Origin of the sequence: Pseudomonas sp. HD6422 (genome assembly GCF_025377065.1) — a bacterium.
Lineage (GTDB): Bacteria > Pseudomonadota > Gammaproteobacteria > Pseudomonadales > Pseudomonadaceae > Aquipseudomonas > Aquipseudomonas putida_U.
Genome location: NZ_JAHWIW010000051.1, coordinates 16,440 through 31,313, shown reverse-complemented (window position 1 = coordinate 31,313; position 14,874 = coordinate 16,440). Strand labels below are relative to the sequence as shown.

The window sequence follows — 14,874 nt, the reverse complement described above, 5'->3', positions numbered from 1 at the left end:
GCTGGGGGGTTGCATAATACGTATTTATGTAGGCGGCCGCGGCCGTTTCGGGGCACAACCCCGCACCCACCCTGCTGTGGGGTGCGCCTGTGGGAGCGGGCTTGTCCCGCGAAGAGGCCGTTACAGATCAAACACGCATCAGCCTTCCAGCTCAGCCCAGCGCTCGACCAGCACATCCAGCTCGCCCTGCAGCTTCTCCAGCTGCGCCAGCACCGCCGACGTCTCCTCGATCGGACGCTGATAGAAGCCCGACGCATTGACCTCTTCCTGGACTTCAGCCATCCGCTGTTCCAGTTCGTCGATCTGACCCGGCAACATCTCCAACTCACGCTGCAGCTTGTAGCTCAGCTTCTTCTTCGATGCATCGGCCGTTGCGGCAACGGGAGCCGGCGCAGGCTCGGCCGCCTGTTTTTCCACCACGGCACTGTTGAGCTCGGACTTGCCGCCCTTGCTCTCGGTCACGCCCAATAGCTTCGGCGAGCCGCCCTGACGAATCCAGTCCTCGTAGCCACCTACATATTCGCGCACCTTGCCCTGCCCTTCGAAGACCAGGGTGCTGGTGACCACGTTGTCGAGGAAGGCCCGGTCGTGGCTGACCATCAGCACGGTGCCCTTGTAGTTGCACAACACTTCTTCGAGCAGTTCGAGGGTCTCGACGTCCAGATCGTTGGTCGGTTCGTCGAGCACCAGCAGGTTGGCCGGCTTGCTGAACAGCTTGGCCAGCAGCAGGCGCGCACGCTCGCCTCCGGACAGGGCCTTGACCGGCGTCCGGGCCCGCTGCGGGCTGAACAGGAAATCGCCGAGGTAGCTCAGTACATGGCGGTTCTGACCGTCGATCTCGATGAAGTCCCGACCTTCGGCCAGGTTGTCGATCACGGTTTTCTCCAGGTCCAGCTGGTGACGCATCTGGTCGAAATAGGCGACTTCCAGCTTGGTGCCGCGCTCTACCTTGCCCGCAGTGGGCTCCAGATCACCGAGCATCAGCTTGAGCAAGGTGGTCTTGCCGGTACCGTTGGCACCGAGCAGGCCGATGCGGTCCTGACGCTGCAGAACCATGGAGAAATCCTTCACCAGCATCGGGCCGTCGGCATGGGCGAAACTGACGTTCTCCAGCACCATGACCTGCTTGCCGGACTTTTCCGCCGCCTCGATCTGGATATTGGCCCTGCCCTGACGTTCACGGCGCTCGCTGCGCTCGACCCGCAGCGCCTTGAGCGCACGCACGCGGCCTTCGTTGCGGGTGCGGCGGGCCTTGATCCCCTGGCGGATCCACACTTCCTCCTGGGCCAGGCGCTTGTCGAACAGCGCGTTGGCGGTTTCCTCGGCCGCCAGCGCAGCCTCCTTGTGCACCAGGAAGCTGGCGTAGTCACCGTTCCAGTCGATCAGGCCGCCGCGGTCGAGTTCGAGGATGCGCGTGGCCAGGTTCTGCAGGAACGAACGGTCGTGGGTGATGAACAGCACCGCACCGTTGAAGGTGCTCAGCGCCTCCTCGAGCCAGGCAATGGCACCGATGTCCAGGTGGTTGGTCGGTTCGTCGAGCAGCAACAGGTCCGGCTCGGAAACCAGCGCCTGGGCCAGCAGCACACGCCGCCGCCAGCCACCGGAGAGCTCGGCGAGCGTCTTGTCGGCAGGCAGTTGCAGGCGGCTGAGGGTGCTTTCCACCACCTGCTGCAGGCGCCAGCCGTCACGGGCTTCGAGCTCGTGCTGAACGCGCATGAGTTTTTCCAGGTCTTCGTCACCCTGGATGTTCTGGCTCAGGTGGTGGTATTCGGCGAGCAAGGCACCGACGCCATCGAGGCCCTCGGCCACCACGTCGAACACGCTGCGCTCGTCGGCCACCGGCAACTCCTGAGGCAGCTCGCCGATCTTCAGACCGGGGGCGCGCCAGATCTCGCCGTCGTCGCCCTTCTGCTCGCCCTTGACCAGGCGCAGCATGCTCGACTTGCCAGTACCGTTGCGGCCGATGATGCACACCCGCTCGCCACGGGCGATCTGCCAGGATACTTTGTCCAGCAGCGGCATTGCGCCGAATGCGAGGGACACATCGCTGAATTTGAGCAGGGTCATGTTCGTCTCCAGAAAGCGGGGGCGCATTCTACCTGACTTGGGCCTGCACGGCATCAGCCCGTCGGCCAAGAGCGAGCTTTACGACGCCTGGTCGGGGTAAATGCCTTGATACAAGCACAGTGCTTTCACCCACTACCGGCAACCGGCTAAGCTAAGACCAATCGCTTCCAACAGTGCTGGCTCAGCCGTCACTTCCCCATGGTTCAACTGCCCGGACGTATCATGCGCAGCCGCCTGTTACAGATTGCTTCATGCCTGCTGCTCACCGCCGCCACCGCGAGTGCGGCGCAAGCCACCGATCTAGCCCAGCAACGCCAGCTCTATGACGAGGCCAAGCGTGCCTTGGCCAAAGGCGACAAGGGCCCCTACCTGCGCAACGCCCAGGCGCTGCGCGATTACCCGCTGACCCCGTACCTGGCCTACGATGAGCTGACCGCTCGACTTAAAAGCGCCAGCAACCAGGAGATCGAAGCCTTCCTGGCCAAGCACGGTGACCTGCCCCAGGCCAACTGGATGAAACTGCGCTGGTTGCGCTGGCTGGCCGAGCGCGGCGAATGGGACACCTTCCGTCGCTACTACGACCCCAAGCTCAACTTCACCGAACTCGACTGCCTGAACGGCCAGTACGAGTTGAGCCACGGCCTGCGCGCCGAAGGTTTCGCCACTGCGGAGAAGGCCTGGAACGTGGGCAAGTCGCAGCCCGCCACCTGCGACACGCTGTTCGGCATGTGGGCCGCCGAAGGTCAACTCACCGAGGCCAAGCGTTGGCAGCGCGCCAAGCTGGCCGCCCAGGCACGCAACTACAGCCTGGCCAACAGCCTGGTCAAGACGCTACCCACACTCGGTGCCCAAGGCCGGTTGCTGGTGGACGTCGCGCAGAAGCCCCAACTGCTCGATCAGCCATCGCGTTTCGTACCTGCCAACGAGGCGATGTCCGACGTGGTCAGCCTCGGTCTGCGCCGCCTGGCCCGCCAGGACCCGGACCGGGCCATGGCACTGCTCGACGACTACGCCCGGCGCATGCATTTCTCGGCTGAAGAAAAGGTCGCCATCGCCCGGGAAATCGGGCTCACTCTGGCCCGCCGCTACGATCCCCGCGCCCTCGATCTGATGACCCGCTATGACCCACAGCTGAGGGACAATACCGTCAGCGAATGGCGTCTGCGTCTACTGCTGCGCCTGGGTCGCTGGGAAGAGGCCTACGAGCTGACCAAGCGCCTGCCGCAGGACCTCGCCGAAAGCAGCCGCTGGAAGTATTGGCAGGCCCGCAGCCTGGAGTTGGCCCAGCCGAACAATCCGCAGATCCCGCTGCTGTACAAGACCGTGGCCCGCGAGCGCGACTTCTATGGCTTCCTCGCCGCCGATCGGGCGCAGACACCGTATCAGCTCAACAACCGTCCGCTGGCGCTGAGCCCGCAATTGGTGAACAAGGTGCGCAACACCCCTGGCATCCAGCGCGCCCTGGAATTCCATGCGCGCGGCCAGATCGTCGATGGCCGTCGTGAGTGGTATCACGTGAGCCGGCACTTCACCCGCGACGAAATGGTCGCACAGGCGCGCCTGGCCTACGAGTTGCGCTGGTACTTCCCCGCCATCCGCACCATCAGCCAGGCCAAGTACTGGGATGATCTGGACATCCGCTTCCCGATGGCCCACCGCGACACCCTGGTGCGCGAAGCCAAGGTCCGTGGATTGCATTCGAGTTGGGTCTTCGCCATCACCCGCCAGGAAAGCGCCTTCATGGAAGACGCCCGCTCCCCGGTCGGCGCCAGCGGCCTGATGCAGCTCATGCCGGCCACGGCCAAGGAGACCGCTCGCAAGTTCAGCATTCCACTGGCCTCGCCCGCACAAGTGCTCAACCCGGACAAGAACATCCAGCTCGGCGCTGCCTACCTGAGTCAGGTGCACAGCCAGTTCAACGGCAACCGGGTGCTCGCCTCGGCAGCCTATAACGCCGGGCCTGGGCGCGTGCGGCAATGGCTGCGCGGCGCCAAGCACCTGAGCTTCGACGTGTGGGTCGAATCGATCCCATTCGACGAGACCCGCCAATACGTGCAGAACGTGTTGTCCTACTCGGTCATCTATGGCCAGAAGCTCAACGCGCCCCAGCCGCTGGTGGACTGGCACGAGCGGTATTTCGACGACATGTGAGGCCAGCCCCTGGCACCGCCTGATGAACGGAGCGGCGTTGCGACCCATCGGCAACGCACGTCGCTCCCCCAACCACCGCGCTACTCCAGGATCTCCACGGGCATTCCCACCTCCAGCACGCCGCTGCCATCGACCGCCAGGTTCTGCCCGAACAACACATCGCCCTCTTTCTCGCGGAATGTCTTGAGCGTCGTCAAAGGTTCCCGGTCTGCACTGCGCTCGCCGGTCGCCGGGTCCAGCGTGGTCAGGATGCAACGCACACTGGGTTTGAGCAGGCGAAACTGCAGTGCGCCGATGCGTATCCGCTTCCAGCCATCTTCGGCGAACGGTCCTGCTCCCTGCACCACCAGGTTCGGTCGGAAACGCAGCATCTGCATTGGCCGACCAATGCGCCGGTTCAGTTCATCCAGCGAGCCCTGGCCGATCAGCAACAAGGGAAAGCCGTCGGGAAACGCCGCACGGTCGCTGTTCAGGCCATAACCATTGGGCAGGTAACGCGCCCGGGGCTCGGGGCAATACACCAGGCGCACCGGTTTGCCCAGCAACTGGCTGAGCCAGTCCGCGGCCGCATCGCCCGCATCGGGCACACGCAGCGTGTCACGCCAAATGGTCACGCCTCGCAGGTTGTCGTCAGCCTCCGGCACGGCCACCTCAAGAAGGGTGTGGCCGGAGGCCTGCAGCAGCAACTGCCCCGCTTCACCGTAGCCTGCCTGGATGCGCCCCAGTTGCGGCCAGGCGCGCTGGGTCAGGAAGCGTCCGTTGTCCGCCTCCACCACCATCCAGCGCCGATCGCCCTGCAAACCCAGATGATCCACTGCCGATGCTGGCAGAGACTGCCCCTGCCCCGACTTCACCGGATACCGATACAACTCGCTGAGATACATCCCCACTGGCCTCGTACCATCGTAAAACGTCCAGCTTATACCTGGACGCAACGATCACCCAGCGGTGGTATCCAGTTGCAGGCGCTGCTTGACCACCTCCACCAGGCGATCCGGCTGGAACTTGGAGAGGAAGTTGTCACAACCGACCTTCTTCACCATCGACTCGTTGAAGCTGCCCGACAGCGACGTGTGCAGCACCACGTAGAGGCGACGCAGTCGTGGGTCGTTACGTATCTCGGTGGTCAGGCGATAGCCGTCCATTTCCGGCATTTCGGCGTCGGTGAACACCATCAGCAGCTTTTCGCAGACATCTTCGCCGGCATCGGCCCAGGCCTTGAGCATGCGCAACGCCTTGAGACCGTCGCTGGCCACATGCAGCTTCATCCCCAACTGCGACAGCGTATCGCGCAACTGCGCCAGGGCGACGTTGGAATCGTCCACCAGCAATACCTCGCAGCCACGGGCACGGGCAAGCACTGGATCGGACAGTTTTTCGCTCGAAACCCGCGCGTTGTAGGGCACGATTTCGGCCAGGACTTTCTCCACATCGATCACCTCCACCAGTTGGTCATCGACCTTGGTGATGGCGGTCAGGTAATGCTGGCGTCCGGCGCTGGTGGGCGGCGGCATGATGGCATCCCAGTTCATGTTGACGATGCGGTCGACGCCCCCCACCAGGAAGGCTTGCACCGAGCGGTTATACTCGGCGACGATGATCGTGCTGCCTGGTCCCGGTTGCAGGGGGCGCATGCCAATAGCCTGGGACAGGTCGATCACTGGCAGGGTCTGGCCACGCAGGTTGACCACGCCACAGACGTAGGCATGGCGCTGCGGCATCAGGGTAAGCTTGGGCAGTTGCAGCACTTCCTGGACCTTGAACACGTTGATCGCGAACAACTGGCGCCCGGCCAGGCGGAACATCAGGATTTCCAGGCGGTTCTCACCTACCAGTTGCGTGCGTTGGTCTACCGTGTCGAGAATGCCAGCCATTGGAAAGCCTCCAGGCTTTTGTCGGAAAAGGTGAGTTCATCGGCCTTGTATCGGCGGCTTCGCGCCCAGCTTGACCCCCCGGTAAAATTGCTACGAAGCCGATTGATATCACTTTACCATCATGCTTTACTTCGGACACTCAGTCAGCTCCGCTTCACCTTGCCACCCCTAGACTCCTATCAGGGAAACCCCTAGAGGCAATCGGGCGCAACCTGATGTTCGCGATATCCTTTAGCCATTAATGTGACGCCATTCTCATTGCATGAATGGAGTCAGGCTTTTGCTAGCAATCGTTTTCGCGTGGCACTTCATCGCTCCCGCCCACCGTGCTGGAGTCACATGATGGATACCCCACCCTTGAACAGCGGCGCCCTGCAGGAATTCCTGCTGGACGCGCAGGTATTGCTGACGCAGTCCCAGGAATGCTTGCACCACCTGGAACTGATCGACAACGATCCTGATGCTTGCCAATGCCTGCACAGTGCCCTCGAGACCCTCGCCCGTCGCGCCAATGACCTACGTCTGGTCGAAGTCGCCCACTACGCTGCCGGCCTTCAATTGCTACTGGCTCCGGCATGCCACCAGCAGCGTCTGCTGCCCGAGGCCCTGCCTGCGGTGGAGGCGTGTCTGACCCTTCTGGCCTGGCAACTGGAGCTGGTGGATGTTCACACAGGGCGCTTGAACCTCGACGCCAGTGAGCAAACCGATCTGTTGACCGACCTCGCCAGCGTGCTCGGCCAGCCCTTGCCCAATGCTTGCTCGGCCTGCCGCACCGAGGGCAACTTGTGCGCTCATCCACTCCCTTATCCATCGAATACCAGCTTCCCAGGCGCGCCCAATCGACCGCACTAGAGGCGGCGGTAAAGTGCAACTAAGCGCAGACGCCCTTATGAATTCCGGGGCCCCAGGGAAGTTCAGCAAGTTGTATCGCCGCGCGTCTTGCGCAGGCAACGAAGTTGAACTTGGCATGCCCCAAGTAGTAGCACTTAGCCATCCAGCGCGAACCGAAAAACGGCAGAATCGCCCCGCAAATCCAGAGGTTTCCAGCACCGAGCCAGCCGCGACCAAATCAACTTGAAGTGTTACCATACGCGCCGGCAAATCCGCGTAGCGCGCATGTAGGGGCAACTTCCATCACACTCGCGATTCGCTCGTAAGCACGACGCCAAGCCTCTGGTTAGACATGCACAAGGCCTCCATCAGCAAGACTTCAGTGGCTTCCCTATCTATGTTCCCACGCTTGAAGATCCCTCTGCGTCGCTGCTCCCGCACTGCCCTGCTGCGCTGGACGACGAGCATGCTGTGCGTAGCCTCCCTGGCCGCCAACCTGGCCGTGTGCATGGCAGGGCAAGCGTTGCCGGCGAGCTTGATCGCCCTGCAATTGGTCGCCACGCTCGGCGTTGCCTGGCACCTGCGCCGCTGGGCGCGCTCGATCAACCTGCATCCGGCCGAACTCGCCGACCGCATGCTCAAGGTCCAGGAAAACGAACGCCAGCGGCTGAGCCGTGAACTTCACGACGACATCGGCCAGTCACTCACTGCCGCCAAGCTGCAGTTGCAGTGGTTGCAGCGCCGTCTGCCGAACGAGGTTCAAGGTCAATGCGATACCTTGCGCAGCACGCTGGAAACCACCCTGAGCAACGTGCGTGACGTGTCCGCCCTGCTCAATCCCCGTCAGCTGGCGAGCCTTGGCCTGGAGGCCAGCCTGCGTGCGCACCTGCTGCGGACCCTGGACCGCAGCGACCTGAACTGGAGCCTGGAATGCCAGCAACGCCTGGGGGGGATTTCCGAAGAGGTGGCGATGGCCGCCTACCGCATCACCCAGGAAGCGGTGACCAATGTGCTACGCCACGCGCAGGCGCACAACCTGATCATACGGCTGCAACGCAGCCCGGCCGGCCTTGCATTGCTGATCCAGGACGACGGCCGCGGTTTCGTCCCGGCCGCCGACCCTGCCACCGCCGGCCAGCGTGGCATGGCCGGCATGCAGGAGCGTGCCACCGCATTGCAGGGCCAGTTGAACATCACCAGCCAGCTCGGCCTCGGCACCCGGATCGATGTCTTGTTCCCATGGCCACCCCGCACCCACGAACGCGCCAGGACCCCTGTTTACAATGACCTGTAGATTGTTGCTGGTGGACGACCACTCGCTGATACGTGCCGGGGTACGCGCCCTGGTGTCAGACATCCCGGGCTATACCGTGGTCGGGGAGGCCGACGATGGTGACCAGCTTCTGGAGCAGGTGCGCGACCTGGTGCCGGATATCGTCCTGCTGGACATCTCGATGCGCTCGACCAGCGGGCTGGATGCCCTGACCCAGCTGCGCGCCGAGGGCAATGCTTGCAAAGTGCTGATCCTGTCGATGCACACCGACCCGGACCTGATCATGAGGGCCTTGGAAAGCGGCGCCCATGGCTATCTGCTCAAAGACACCACCGCCACCGAACTGGAACAGGCCTTGACCGCCCTGCGCGCCGGCGAGCGCTACCTCAGTCCGGCCATCGCCCACACCGTGATCAACCAGGCCCTGATGCGTGCCCAGACCGGCAAGCACCCCAATGCCAATCGCCACAACCTCACCGCGCGCCAGTTGGAGATCCTGCGGCTGATCGTGCGGGGCAAATCCACCCGCGAGATCGCCCAGGGCCTGGGCCTGTCGATCAAGACCGTGGAGACCCACCGCTCGCAGATCATGAAACGCCTGCAGATCTATGACGTGGCGGGCCTGGTGCTGTTCGCGGTACGCGAGAAGATCATCAGCCTGGATGACTGAGCAGCGGCGAATCGGCAGGCAAGTGTACACGCAAGGCACCGGGTAGCGCCGAGAAGCGCAGGCTGCTGGCTTGCAGCGGCTCGCCGTCGAGGTTGATATCCAACCCCTGAGAACTCTTGATCTCCACCCAGGCCAGGCGCGCGCGCACGAACAGCCCATCCCCGGCCAGCAGGTCGCGCAACGCCCCTACCACGTCCTGGGGGGCGGGCAAGATGGCGATATCCAACAGGCCGTCGTCAGCCACCGCATCCGGGCACAACACCTGCCCACCACCGGCCTGGCGACCATTGCCGATACCCAGGGCAAGCAACTGTCCCTGCCAATGGAAGTCTTCGCCCTGCAGCTCCACCTCCGCCGGTTGCAGCTCGCTGAACCGACTCAGGCCGGTGAACAGGTAGGCCGCCCCGCCAAGCACTTTCTTCAGGTCTTCGGAAGTATTGGCCGTCACCTGACTGCCGAATCCGCCGGTTGCCATATTCAGGAACAACTGTTCGCCGACCTGCCCCAGGTCCACTGCGCACGCCGGCCGCTCCAACAAGGCCAGGGCGGCGGCAGGCTCCAACGGCACGCCCGCGGCGCGGGCAAAATCGTTGGCGGTACCCAGCGGCAACAGCGCCAGGCTCGCGTCGGTACGGGCCAGGCCCATCGCTTCGGCCACGTCGCGCAACGTGCCATCGCCGCCGCCGGCCACGATGCGCTCATAACCGGCGGCCAGCGCTTCGCCCACCAGTCGCTGGGCATCCCCCGCTTCCCAGGTCACTCGCACGTCGATCGCGCTACCGCGCTCGCGCAGGGCGCCGACCGCTTCGCGCACGTCATCGTTGGCGGCCTGCTTGCCATGCAGGATCAACATCGTCTTGGGCCCTTGCATCGCGCTACTCCGTGAATAGATCCGTTTGAGAGGTTCAACCCGTATTCCGACCACAGGCACACGCACAATGCTGCACGCCCAAGGTAAAGCGTTGATCGTCGGTCGCTGGGCGAACGCCACATCGTGGGCTTTACTGTTAGCTAAGGACGCGCTCCGGCAGCAGCCAATGGCTGGCTCACCGATGGGCGCGTTTTTTATCCGTGGCCGTCAGCGAGGATTTCCGGTCATGCGCATACTCTGGACCCTTCCCTACCTGCCCTGGCCGACCACCAGCGGCAGCAAGACCCGGCAATATCACCTGCTGCGCGCACTGGCCCAGCATGGCCATCGCATCACTTTGCTGGCGCAATCGAAGGTGCCGCTCGGCGACGCCGCACGCGACGCCCTCGAACCGTTGCTCGAACGCCTGATCGTGTTGCCCAGGCGAGCTGTGCATAGCCCACTCAACCTGCTCGCCTCGCCCATCATCGACTACCCCATGCGTGTCATCATCAACGGCCTGGCGCCCTGCCTGCGGCACCAGTTCGAACAGTTGCTGGACGAACCCTGGGACATCATCCAGATCGAGCATAGCTACAGTTTCCAGCCATTCGAGAAAGCGCTGCAGGCACGCGGCCTGCCCTACCTGCTGAGCGAACACACCCTCGAATCGGTGATGGGCGGCGCCAGCCACGACCGCCTGCCGTTATGGCTGCGACCGCTCAACGCGTTCGACCGCTGGCGCTACCGGCGCTGGGAGCAGCGGGTGTTGCGCCAGCCCACCGAAGTGGTGGCCGTCAGCGCCCATGATGCCGAACTGATCAGTCAGATCGCGCAGCGCCCGGTCAATGTGGTGGTCAACGGTGTCGATTGCGACTACTACCAGGCTGTACGACCGGCGCTGCATAGCCAGCGGCTGCTGTTCGTCGGCGATTTCGAATGTGCGGCCAACCTCGAAGCGATCGAATGGGCCCTCGAGGACATCCTGCCGCAGGTCTGGATGAGCAATCCGGCGGTGCGCCTGGCCATCGCCGGGCATGCCTTGCCCACCAGTTGGAAGCGCCACTGGAACGACCCTCGAATCGAATGGGTCGGCTACCGCCCCGACTTGCGCGAGCTGCAGCGGCGCGCAGCGATCTTCTTCGCCCCGCTGCGCTATGCCGGTGGCTCGAAGGTCAAGATTCTCGAAGCCATGGCCGCCGGATTACCAGTGATCAGCAGTAGCAAAGGCGTGTCGGGGCTTGCCTTGAACAACGGCGAGCACTACCTGGGGGGCGACGACAGTGGGCAGTTGGCATTGTTGATCACGCAGCTGCTCAACCAGCCCTGGCGCATGAGTCAGCTGAGCGAGGCAGGCCGGGCGTTCGCCCGTCAGCGCCACGACTGGAACGTGGTGGCCCAGCAACTGGAAACGGTACACATGCGCCTGAGTCAAGCGGCACCGGCCGGCGTCAACCAACCTGGTGGCGCTTGGCTAGGGCGATCAGCCAAGTAGCTCGCTGAAGGGAATGAACGGCACGCTGTCGCCAGGCTTCGGTGTGCTGCCTTCCCTGACTTCCACCAAGCCTTCGGCCCAGGCCGCACTGCGCAATACACCCGAACTCTGGTTCTTGTAGATGCGCACCTGGCCCTGCTCGATCCGCGCCCGCAGGTATTCACGCCGGGTACCCGCCTTGGGCCAGTCGAAGCCTGCCGGCATGTCGAAACGCAGCGGCGTGACGTCGGTCACGCCCTGGCGACGCAACAAGTAAGGGCGTGTGAGCAGGCCAAAGGTCACCAAGGTCGACGCCGGGTTACCTGGCAGGCCGATCACCGGCACCCCTTGGTAATGCCCGAAGGTCAGCGGTTTTCCGGGTTTGATCGCCAGCTTCCACAATGCCAGCTCGCCGGCTTCGCGCAGCGCAGCGCCGAGGAAATCGGCCTCGCCGACCGAGACACCACCGGTGGACAGGATCAGGTCGACATCACCCAAGCCGCCCAGGCATTGCCGGGTGAGCGCCAGGTCATCCGGCAGGATGCCGGCGTCGACCACGTCGCACCCCAAGCGTTGCAGCCAGCTCACCAGCAGGCGCCGGTTGCTGTTGTAGATCTGCCCTGGTCCCAACGGCAAGCCGGGCTCCACCAGCTCGTCTCCGGTGGACAGCACCGCCACGCGCACCCGCCGCACCACGGTCAACTGGCCATGGCCGAGGGTCGCGGCAAGGCCCAGCTCGATTGGGCCAAGGCGTGTGCCTGCCAACATGACCTGCTCGCCCTTGCGCGTTTCCTGGCCCTGGGGGCGAACGTTCTGATCAGGCTTGAGCGGCTGCAGAAAGCGCACGCGGCCGTCTTCGAGCGATTCGGTGTTCTCCTGCATTTCGACGCAGTCGGCACCCTCCGGCAACGGTGCGCCGGTGAAGATCCGGGCGCAGGTCCCTGGCTGCAGGGGTTGCGGTGCGTGACCGGCGAAAATGCGCTGACTCACAGGCAACGGCTCGCCGGCAAGATCGGCCAGACGCAAGGCGTAACCGTCCATGGCGCTGTTGGGCCATGGCGGCAAGTCGAGCCCGGCGATCAGATCCTCGGCCAGCACGCGGCCCTCGGCAGCGGCCAGGGGGACTACCTCGGTACTGGTGATCGGCGCCGCCTCGGCCAACGCCAGCAGGCGCTTCAGGGCGTCTTCCACGGCCATCAGCGGGCCCGGCTGCCCGCCGTCAACCACGGCTTTCACAGGCCGCTGCCTGCTTCAGGTGAGCGACGAAGTTGCACGGACGGTGACGGGCATCGAGCTGCTCGGCGAGAATGCCGTCCCAGCCGGTACGTACTGCATTGGTCGAGCCGGGCAGGCAGCAGACCAAGGTGCCGTTGGCCAAGCCGGCCAATGCACGGGATTGCACGGTCGAGGTGCCGATGTCGGCCACGGATATCTGCCGGAACAACTCACCGAAGCCCTCGACCTGTTTGTCCAGCAGACAGGTTACCGCCTCAGGGGTGCTGTCGCGGCCAGTGAAGCCGGTACCGCCGGTAATCAGCACGACCTGCACCTGGTCGTCGGCGATCCAGGTGGCGACCTGAGCGCGGATCTTGTACAGGTCGTCCTTGAGCAGCACGCGTGCCGCCAACTGGTGACCGGCTGCGGTCAGGCGGTCGACGAACATCTGGCCGGACGTGTCGGTCTCGAAGGTACGGGTGTCGCTGACCGTGAGTACGGCGATGTTCAGCGCCACGAAGGGGGTATCTGCCTTGGCTTTCATGGGATTCCGTCGCAAGGGGAAGAAGATGCGCCTGTTATATCACAGCAGGCTGCGGCCAACTGCGCCGTTGTTTCCGGTCAATGCCAGCGGATTGACGCTATGCTGAACTGTGCATGGAACTTGCTCGGACGCACTGCGTCTTACAGTCATCGGTATCAACGCATTGGAGAAACACAATGATTCAACGGACGCTTCCCGCTTTCCTGCTCGCCCTGGGCCTCGGCGCCCTCGCCGGCTGCGCCTCGCCGACCGTGATCACCCTGAACGACGGCCGCGAGATTCAGGCAGTGGATACGCCCACCTTCGACGAGGACTCGGGCTTCTATGAATTCGAGCAACTGGACGGCAAGCGCACGCGCTTGAACAAGGACCAGATCCGTACCGTCAAAGAGCTGTGATAGAGCGTCCCGATTTGCAAATGCCCTTTTAACAACAAGGGCTTGCGCGCGAAAAAAGGATGCAGTAGGATTTTGTTCATCGGAGTGTAGCGCAGCCAGGTAGCGCGTCTCGTTCGGGACGAGAAGGCCGCAGGTTCGAATCCTGTCTCTCCGACCAAATCCTCAAAAAGCCCGCCTTGTGCGGGCTTTTTCGTGCCTCGGAAAAGTCGCTGCTGCCGGCCCCGATCCCTAGGCCACAGACAGCGTCCCGCAGAACAGCTCGCTCAGGCCGTCAACCGCGACGTCACTTCGCCCAACTGGCCCGACAAGCCATGCAAACGCTGCCCGGCCTGCTCGGTGTGCTGCACCGCTTTTTGGTTGGCAGTAGCGATGCGGGTGATCTCGACCAGGTTGCGCGAAATGTCCTCGGCGACGCTGGTCTGCTCTTCGGCGGCCGTGGCGATCTGCCGGTTCATGTCACGGATCGCCTCCACGGCCAGGGTGATGCGCTGCAACATCTGCCCGGCATGCTGCACTTGCTCGGCGCCCTGCTCGCTGCGCTGCTGGCCGCTTTCGATGGCCTTGACCGCCTCGACCGCGCCGGACTGCACCGCGTCGATGATCTGATGAATTTCAGCGATCGATGCCGCAGTCCGCTGCGCCAGGCTACGCACCTCGTCGGCGACGACGGCGAAGCCGCGCCCTGCCTCACCGGCGCGCGCGGCCTCGATGGCGGCGTTGAGCGCCAGCAGGTTGGTCTGCTCGGCGATGCCGCGGATGACCTCCAATACCTTGCCGATCCGGGTACTGTCGGCTTCCAGGTCCCGAATCACCGCCGCGGTGCCGGCGATTTCCTGGTTGACCGCGCCAATGATGTCGATGGTCTGCTGCATCACCTGCTCACCGGCCTGAGCACTGTGGTCGGCATCATCGGCGGCCCGCGCCGCCTCGGCCGCGTGGCGCGCCACTTCCTGCGCCGTGGCGGACATCTCGTGCATGGCGGTGGCGACTTGGTCGGTGCGCTGGAACTGGTCCTGGGTGCCACGGGCCATGTCGCTGGCGATGCTGCTGAGCTGGCCGCTGGCGCCTTCGAGCTCCTGGGCGTTGTCCTTGAGCCGGCCGACCGTGTCGGCGAGGAAGTCGCGCAGGGTATTGGCCGCACGCGCCAGGCGCCCGAGTTCGTCCTCACGGCGTCCGTCGACGTGGGCGGCAAAACGGCCCTGGCTCAGTTGCGCAACGTACTCGATCAACTGGCGGATTGGCGCGATCAGGCTGCGGTTGACCAGCCACAGGCTGAACAACCCGACCAGCACCGCCGAGGCGAGCATCACCAGCAGGCCCATCCACACGGTACGCTCGGCACTGGCGCTGATGCTGGCCGCCCGACCACGGGATTCGCTGCGTAGCTGTTCGACCAGCGCGCTCATCTGGTCACTCGCGGCACGGTCGACGCCTTTTACCGCCAGGTCACCCGCAACGGGGTCGCCACCGGCAGCGAGGAAAGCCTGGCGCCCTTTCTCATACGCCTGACCAAGCTGCCGGTGGCTG

General features: G+C 64.0%; 13 protein-coding genes, 1 tRNA gene and 1 pseudogene. 7 read left to right on the top strand and 8 right to left on the bottom strand.

Annotated features, from left to right (window positions below):
- Window positions 1–138: 138 nt before the first annotated feature.
- Entirely contained in the window at window positions 139–2,067 is a 1,929-nt protein-coding gene (locus KY379_RS25395; protein WP_261241672.1) for an ATP-binding cassette domain-containing protein, read from the bottom strand.
- Window positions 2,068–2,289: 222 nt separating this feature from the next.
- Between KY379_RS25395 and KY379_RS25390 the strand changes: the two genes are divergently transcribed.
- Complete coding sequence (locus KY379_RS25390) at window positions 2,290–4,218, top strand: transglycosylase SLT domain-containing protein (RefSeq protein WP_133328647.1); 1,929 nt, start codon at window positions 2,290–2,292, stop codon at window positions 4,216–4,218.
- 80 nt (window positions 4,219–4,298) lie between these two features.
- Here KY379_RS25390 and KY379_RS25385 read toward each other — a convergent pair whose 3' ends face one another.
- Both KY379_RS25385 and KY379_RS25380 read right to left on the bottom strand, forming a co-directional pair.
- Complete coding sequence (locus KY379_RS25385; protein WP_133328924.1) at window positions 4,299–5,102, bottom strand: MOSC domain-containing protein; 804 nt, start codon at window positions 5,100–5,102, stop codon at window positions 4,299–4,301.
- Window positions 5,103–5,156: 54 nt separating this feature from the next.
- Window positions 5,157–6,092 carry a chemotaxis protein CheV gene (locus KY379_RS25380; RefSeq protein ID WP_196172138.1) on the bottom strand — a complete coding sequence of 312 codons (936 nt, stop codon included), beginning with the start codon at window positions 6,090–6,092 and terminating at the stop codon, window positions 5,157–5,159.
- Window positions 6,093–6,434: 342 nt separating this feature from the next.
- On the opposite strand from KY379_RS25380, the gene KY379_RS25375 reads away from it, so the two are divergent.
- The 3 genes from KY379_RS25375 to KY379_RS25365 all read left to right on the top strand — a co-directional run bounded on the left by KY379_RS25375 (window position 6,435) and on the right by KY379_RS25365 (window position 8,866).
- Window positions 6,435–6,944: a histidine kinase gene (locus KY379_RS25375; RefSeq protein ID WP_196172156.1), complete on the top strand. Its 510-nt coding sequence runs from the start codon at window positions 6,435–6,437 to the stop codon at window positions 6,942–6,944.
- A gap of 376 nt (window positions 6,945–7,320) precedes the next feature.
- The gene (locus tag KY379_RS25370; protein ID WP_261241673.1) at window positions 7,321–8,217 is read left to right on the top strand and encodes a sensor histidine kinase; all 897 of its coding nucleotides are present in this window, start codon (window positions 7,321–7,323) and stop codon (window positions 8,215–8,217) included.
- A complete protein-coding gene (locus KY379_RS25365) occupies window positions 8,207–8,866 on the top strand; it encodes a response regulator (protein WP_133328653.1) in 660 nt (219 codons plus the stop codon). The genes KY379_RS25370 and KY379_RS25365 overlap by 11 nt, the downstream gene beginning before the upstream one ends.
- Here the strand turns inward: KY379_RS25365 and yegS are convergent.
- A complete protein-coding gene (gene yegS / locus KY379_RS25360; RefSeq protein WP_261241676.1) occupies window positions 8,850–9,737 on the bottom strand; it encodes a lipid kinase YegS in 888 nt (295 codons plus the stop codon). The two genes, KY379_RS25365 and yegS, sit on opposite strands and share 17 nt — an antisense overlap.
- A gap of 226 nt (window positions 9,738–9,963) precedes the next feature.
- Between yegS and KY379_RS25355 the strand changes: the two genes are divergently transcribed.
- The gene (locus KY379_RS25355; protein WP_133328657.1) at window positions 9,964–11,211 is read left to right on the top strand and encodes a glycosyltransferase family 4 protein; all 1,248 of its coding nucleotides are present in this window, start codon (window positions 9,964–9,966) and stop codon (window positions 11,209–11,211) included.
- Here the strand turns inward: KY379_RS25355 and glp are convergent.
- Window positions 11,200–12,387, bottom strand: coding sequence for a gephyrin-like molybdotransferase Glp (gene glp, locus KY379_RS25350; protein WP_133328928.1), 1,188 nt, complete (start codon window positions 12,385–12,387; stop codon window positions 11,200–11,202). The two genes, KY379_RS25355 and glp, sit on opposite strands and share 12 nt — an antisense overlap.
- Before the next feature lie 22 nt (window positions 12,388–12,409).
- A complete protein-coding gene (moaB, locus tag KY379_RS25345; RefSeq protein ID WP_133328659.1) occupies window positions 12,410–12,949 on the bottom strand; it encodes a molybdenum cofactor biosynthesis protein B in 540 nt (179 codons plus the stop codon).
- Window positions 12,950–13,125: 176 nt separating this feature from the next.
- Between moaB and KY379_RS25340 the strand changes: the two genes are divergently transcribed.
- Window positions 13,126–13,347: a YgdI/YgdR family lipoprotein gene (locus KY379_RS25340; protein ID WP_133328661.1), complete on the top strand. Its 222-nt coding sequence runs from the start codon at window positions 13,126–13,128 to the stop codon at window positions 13,345–13,347.
- An 80-nt stretch (window positions 13,348–13,427) separates the two neighbouring features.
- Window positions 13,428–13,504, top strand: a tRNA-Pro gene (locus KY379_RS25335).
- A gap of 106 nt (window positions 13,505–13,610) precedes the next feature.
- Here KY379_RS25335 and KY379_RS27535 read toward each other — a convergent pair.
- Together KY379_RS27535 and KY379_RS27530 are read right to left on the bottom strand one after the other, a co-directional pair.
- On the bottom strand, window positions 13,611–14,315 hold the full coding sequence (locus KY379_RS27535) for a methyl-accepting chemotaxis protein (protein ID WP_409977300.1): 705 nt from the start codon (window positions 14,313–14,315) through the stop codon (window positions 13,611–13,613).
- A gap of 228 nt (window positions 14,316–14,543) precedes the next feature.
- A pseudogene (locus tag KY379_RS27530) lies at window positions 14,544–14,654 on the bottom strand (hypothetical protein); the annotation flags it as partial.
- Window positions 14,655–14,874: the final 220 nt, after the last annotated feature.